We start from the raw sequence: 5,870 nt of genomic DNA, 5'->3' as shown, positions 1-5,870 counted from the left end.
TGTTTGGTGGGTGGAGTGAATGTGACCGGCAGCCGCACGCTGCCGAGATCACGGGTCCGAGTCGCCAGTTATTTTGAACAAATGACTCCCACCCATCAAACCTCGGACTTACATGGATTCTTTCGCCGACAGAAAAACTCTGCCATGAAGGGAATACTGCTTGTCCTACTCGACCGCGGAACGACAGAACTGGATCGCGCATTGGACGACGCACTTGCCCCACATCGGCTGGACGAAGACGCGAAGTCTTGGCCCCGGTTTTACTGGGACTACTGGCACCTAACATCGAACCCATTCGGTGGGTTTGCTCCAGACACTCACGACATTGAACCTGTTGCGAACTGTAACCGACACGCGTGCATCGTTGGCGTACTACCCGTCGACTATAATCCGTCGGCGATCATCACTCCCGACGGCCTTTGGAATGACCTATCCGAGTTTGGTTGGCGTTTGATTGATGAACCCAGCGCTGCGAACACTGCCGCGATGGCAAAATGGCAACAACGGGTCGCCAAATTGCGGCAGATATCCTCCGACTGCATTGGCGTAGAGGTTCTCTACCACTGCTAGAATTCGGCGGCGAACCAGTGAATTGCACAGGAGTGGCGGTGGCCGTGCGTTTCGAGGTGGACGATCAAATCCCGCCGCCCCGTGAATTCCAACGTTCTGCCAAAAGTCACCACCTTCGACGCATTAACATGAAAACACCACGCGGTTGGCTATTGATATATTCCCTGCTTGGCTTCGCTGTCTCTGCTGGGATTGCTTATCACGCGATACGCGACCAAAACATGGTCAACTTATTGCTATCCGCAGGATTTCTTTTGCTCGCGATCCTCCTGTGGTACCAGACTCGCTGGGCGCTGCTTGCGAATTCTCTGCTTGGCCTCTTTGTCATTTTACTGGGAGTTTATGTTTACTGGGATGTCGGTCGTCTAGGCATGCTCATTGGCGGGGGGTGCATTCTCGCCAGCTATTGGCCATTTCGCGAAGAACTTGAGAAGCAAACTGATGCAGAGCGAACACACCACCGAGATGATGATGCGTCATCGCACGGCCCCGGGTTATGCATCGCACTGTTGAGAGACGGTTGGAAGCCGTATCGCTTTCCGCACTCCAATGTGGTGGTCGCTGTTCCACACGACTTTGTCGCAGCTTTTGATGACGATGGTGTACTGCTTGGCACGCTCGATGGGCGATCGCAGAACTTTAGTGCGACTCTGCACGCCAACGAGGAATTCCACGCCGATCCCGCTGTCGCGTATGATTTTCTTGATGACCTAGCGGAGAAATCTAACGTGGAACCGACTGACAAGGGCACGTACCGCTATTTCAAGGACCCGAATTTGACCGGCGACGAGCAGTTGCAATACACTTTCTACGTGATTGCTATCCCCGGATCCGTTGTGGTGGTTTCTATCGCTTCAACGCCGGGTCGAGAGCGACCGGATCCCCTTGCCCGAATAGAGAATGCGATTCCAGATATCGTCGGGGAACTCGCGTAGTTTTCGAAACCTGGCGATGGCAGCACAACGAACTGCAGTAGTGACCATAAGGACGGGAGTCGCGTTTGTTGTTCTGCTTGCGAGTCTTTCACCCGTCCCCCGTGAATTCTGCCGTTACCCGACTCAATGGAAAAACTCGCCTTCGCGCCGATGATTGACTTGCCGCTTGCTGGCATCACGGTGTCTGCGTTTGTCTGGCACTTTAACCGTTGGGCGGGTCACCACGATATCGACACATCCATTGACGTTGCGTCGCGTCTTCCCGTTGCCCGCCTCCGTGTCATCGCGTTATTCGTTTGTGCGTTACTCGTTTGCTGGCTTGTTAACTTTGCGTTTTGGTCGATTTTTGCCCTCTTGCTCGGTATTGGCATGGCCGTCGCTCTCGTCACAGGTGGTGATGTTGACGGCGGTGTATTTGGGTTGTGGGCAGCCGCCTACCTGATTCGTGAATGGTCGTTTGGTTTTCCGCAACTCGTACTTCACCCCCAAACTCACGATACCGGTTCGATCGCGTCACCAGCAGACACTGGCGAACTCGTTGGCAAGTCTGGCGTCACCACGTCTCCGCTACGGCCTACGGGCGATGTTGAAATTGACGGCGTGATTTATTCTGTCGCATCTGCGGACGGTCAGTTGCTCGACTCCGGCGCACGCGTTACGGTAACTTCGTACCACAATGGACGTTCTTGCGTGTCCCTGATGCCCGAGCCCCACGACGACGGGTGACAATGCCGATCGGGATAGGGGGCCGGATTGCTCCGGCGACCCTTCCACACCACCTAGCATGCGGAGAACGCTACTTGGGCGGTTCGTCGCGACGATGCAAGCTGTTTCGGGCGTTCTGCTAGACTCAATAACCCAACACTTTTCAGATAGTCGTTCGATAACGCGCGCTGGACGCCGACGGCTTGGCAAGACGCCATGGGCCTTTGCCGCTAAAAGCGAACGGGTACAAGCGAAATGGGGCGGGCCTCCCGGTAGGACAAGCCTAACGGCATCTGGTTGCGAAGCCGAGTCTTCAACCTCTTCCACTGTTTGCGTCAGCCCTACTCACGGGGACGCCTGAAGTTCTCCCCAGATAAGGGATCGTGATCTGTCCCCGCCCAAGCTCCCGATTTACCTACGCTGCATGTTTCTCCAAGGCATCCGCCGGGCTTCCGGTTCGGTTTCGCAGTCAGCAGCCTGCTGCCATCTCATTGGTCGCTCCACAACGGGCCTGTAGACATCGGCCTCCTATCGGGTTTCTGTTCGTAACAAACGCGGGTCTTCCGCGTGAATGTGTCTGGCGACGGTTTTTAGCGTTGAAACTCGTCCGATTCGGTTGTTGCCCGCCCGAAACTGTTCGCGGCGGCTAGTCAGATTTTTACGGTCACATTCGCAGGCTTCCTCCTCACGGATTGTCACCTCCGGCGCAGTTGCCGCGTTTTCAAGCAAATGGCCTCGTACTGCCCTTTCTCTAGATGATCATTTGGTATACTGACTCCTCGAAAGAAACCGGAACTAAGTACAGGGGACTTGCACCCCACAAGATCACGCTCATGCTGGGCGTACTGCACCGAAGTCCTCGAAAACAGCTTTACAAGTGGTGACTTGTCCGCTCGGACTCGGTGATCGCCACCGTTACCCGACCAAGCACAGTTTCCTTCCGTGTTGAGCGTTGATGCGATTCTCGACCCAACCCACGCGATGTTGCAGCGATACCTCAACGGTCGATTCGTTTCCTTCGACGTTGACAAATTGCTGCCGGTATTCGAGCCGTTTCACCAGGGCATTACCGATCGTGATGGGACTGTGCCACTTCGATTTCCGGGCTTCCCGGACAACTACGAACTCCGACTGGGGGCCGACGCAGTCGACCTTCGGGTGACACTGACACTCGACATCCGATTGCCGATCCATGCACCTGGTTTCTGGTTCTGCATTCACTGCTTGATGGCCGAGGACTTTGTTGCGCTCCTCGCACCGAGCACTCGTGGGATCTATTATGTCAACCCCAACACGCCCGATCACGCTCCGACCTTTGACGCAGATACAGAACCAACGTTTGCGTCTACAATGACACGGATTCAATCCGTTAACGAGTTGATTCGCCTATTCGTGGTGCCGGATAATGGCGGGTAACCATGCCATCCACCGGAGCACGGCATGGAGCGTTTACAAATGGAAATCACATTGCCCGTGCCCGGTGATGGCCGTCGTTCGCCGACTGACGAATCATGAGTGAAGTCTTATCCACCAATTTCACCAATAGCAAGTTGCCTCCTACACGCAGGAAATCCGCATGCGAGTCGCGATCCTAACTCTATTTGCATTGTTTATTTCAGCGGAAGCTGTAGCCGACGACCTTACGGAAGTTAGCGAGGCTACCCTGAGTTTCACTTACGTTGTAAAAGCGTCGCCTGTATGGACCGCAGATGGGACGTTTGATCCTTCCGTGCTCATAAAGCTCATCGAAGCAACGACAGAACAGAAACTACTACGTGTTCACCAGCTTCCGAGGTCCGGCGCACTGTCTATAACGACCACGATTGCGGGGCACCAACAGATATGGAAATTGCTAAAGCAGTTTCCGTCCATCGCTGCAGCTTGGGGTCCTGGGGATCCCGACTATCCCAAGCTGCTTAGAGAGGAAAAACAGCAAGTAGAACGCAGGCAACAAATGCGCCGCTTATCTGAAAGAATGGACAGAAATCGGCTGGAGGCATTGCGGAAACGCAACTCCTTTGATGGAATCACCAACCCGCTAAAAGGCAGTCCGTGAACTCCACACGACGGCGAACCATGAGTTGGACGCGGAGGACTCGAAAACGCGTTCTCGCTCAATCGTGGCCCAGCATCACCTCGAGGCGACTCTGACCGTGTTCGAAATTCTCCTGATATCATTGCAGGGTATGCCCGTCTCGCTGCAGGGGTGCAATCGACTCGCTACGGCCAACCAATCGCACCGCAGTCGCCGATCACCTGTAAAATAATCAGACTCTAAGTCAACGGTCCGAAGAGAAAACCATGTGCTATCTAAAAACGCTTGTATTGGTCGCTGTTGTCGGTTTGTGGCTTCAGCCGGTTATCGCCGACGAGCAGGAACAGCCTGCTGCGGAAACCGTCTCGAAGGAGGAGCCATCGGAGACAAATATCGAACGCATCCGATCGGAATTTGAAGACCTCCTAATCGCTCAGGCGACGGATTTTTCGAGTCCCACTGCGACGCTGGCCAAGATGTCGCATTTGTCGATTCAGTATTTGCGGCCCGACAAACGTTTCAATCAGCCGATTCGCGAGGTGCTACTGCGTTACGCCTCCAGTCGATCACCGGACGATTCGAACGGGGGCGGCGACTTGTCCATGGCGGTGCAGATGTTCGAGCTTACGACGTTTCCGCCGGATATAGCGGCCGAACTATTGTTTAAAACCATGTTGTCGGAGCATCCGGCAATCAAAAATGCTACGCGGTCACAAATTAAGTCGTTGCTTTCCAAACGTCCAAATCAAACCAGCCTCTTGGTTCTGGAAGCGTTGCGTCGTGGCGAACGGTCACCCTATGTTTTCTCGTTGACAGGCATCACGGGGGACGCCAGCGAAGCGGTGGCCGGCGAGTTGCTGAAAATAGCTAAGAGCGGTGATGCCGAACGCACACCGGCAGCCCTGGAGTCGTTGGCCTCGGTGATCGACGAAGTGGAGCGTTTCAATGAGCGACGGCAAGCCGGCTTGGCATCGGACACTGCTGATATCAACCTTTTCAAATACGCGCGCAGGATCGTCGAACGCTATGATCGCAATCAGGATGGCAGTTTGACGAAGGACGAATACCAGTCGATGTTAATGTCTCCTGAGCCCGCCGACGCCAACCAGGACGGAGCGATTAACGTGGCCGAATACGCCAAATGGCTGGCTGAGCGGAGAAACCGTTAGCTGGACGCTGGCCGAAGCTCCAGTAATTGGCCCCCAATAAGCCAACTGCCCGCCGGGCTGGCCCGGTGACAACCGTTGACCGGACCAGCGTCCAACCGGCGAGCGATACTATATAGCTGCGGCTGGTTTTCTCAGCCACAGTCTACTTTCGCGGATGATCGACACTCAGTGCGAGTGGTTCTGAAAACGTAAACAGCGGCGAACCAGCGGATGCACGTGAGTCGCCGCGTTAAGTTCCATAAAGTGGTGGGTCGTTCGCGGCGGCCACGTGATCGCCGCCGTTCTGGCAATGAAGAAATCGTACTCGTGCTCGTACTCAGGCGCAGCCGGTACTCGTACTCGAAATGGGGTACCGATGACCGAACCAATCTTCGACCACGATCGACTTGATGTTTACAGCCTGTCGATTGACTACGTCGCTTCATCGTTCGCCGTCGCGAGGGATCTTGTCGGCCT

Annotated in this window: 6 protein-coding genes; all 6 read left to right on the top strand. The window is 54.9% G+C overall.

Annotated features, from left to right (window positions below; genetic code table 11):
- A partial coding sequence (locus ABEA92_RS31035) for a hypothetical protein (RefSeq protein WP_345689723.1) occupies positions 1–570 on the top strand: 570 nt, incomplete at its 5' end.
- A 128-nt stretch (positions 571–698) separates the two neighbouring features.
- Complete coding sequence (locus ABEA92_RS31030) at positions 699–1,505, top strand: hypothetical protein (protein WP_345689721.1); 807 nt, start codon at positions 699–701, stop codon at positions 1,503–1,505.
- A gap of 126 nt (positions 1,506–1,631) precedes the next feature.
- Positions 1,632–2,231: an NfeD family protein gene (locus ABEA92_RS31025; protein WP_345689719.1), complete on the top strand. Its 600-nt coding sequence runs from the start codon at positions 1,632–1,634 to the stop codon at positions 2,229–2,231.
- Between the two features lie 921 nt (positions 2,232–3,152).
- Positions 3,153–3,626 (top strand): hypothetical protein, encoded by a 474-nt coding sequence (locus ABEA92_RS31020; RefSeq protein ID WP_345689717.1) that lies wholly within the window; start codon positions 3,153–3,155, stop codon positions 3,624–3,626.
- Positions 3,627–3,786: 160 nt separating this feature from the next.
- Entirely contained in the window at positions 3,787–4,266 is a 480-nt protein-coding gene (locus ABEA92_RS31015; RefSeq protein ID WP_345689715.1) for a hypothetical protein, read from the top strand.
- 479 nt (positions 4,267–4,745) lie between these two features.
- Positions 4,746–5,414, top strand: coding sequence for an EF-hand domain-containing protein (locus ABEA92_RS31010; protein WP_345689713.1), 669 nt, complete (start codon positions 4,746–4,748; stop codon positions 5,412–5,414).
- Positions 5,415–5,870 lie beyond the last annotated feature (456 nt).

This window comes from Novipirellula caenicola (assembly GCF_039545035.1).
Taxonomy (GTDB): Bacteria; Planctomycetota; Planctomycetia; order Pirellulales; family Pirellulaceae; genus Novipirellula; species Novipirellula caenicola.
The sequence above is the reverse complement of the archived record's forward strand: the minus strand, read 5'-3'. Positions and strand labels throughout refer to the sequence as shown.

What these genes read in the sequence shown, in the direction of transcription:
- ABEA92_RS31030 (WP_345689721.1), top strand. Translation starts at nt 699, where the DNA reads ATGAAAACACCACGCGGTTGGCTATTGATATATTCCCTGCTTGGCTTC.
- ABEA92_RS31025 (WP_345689719.1), top strand. Translation starts at nt 1,632, where the DNA reads ATGGAAAAACTCGCCTTCGCGCCGATGATTGACTTGCCGCTTGCTGGC.
- ABEA92_RS31015 (WP_345689715.1), top strand. Translation starts at nt 3,787, where the DNA reads ATGCGAGTCGCGATCCTAACTCTATTTGCATTGTTTATTTCAGCGGAA.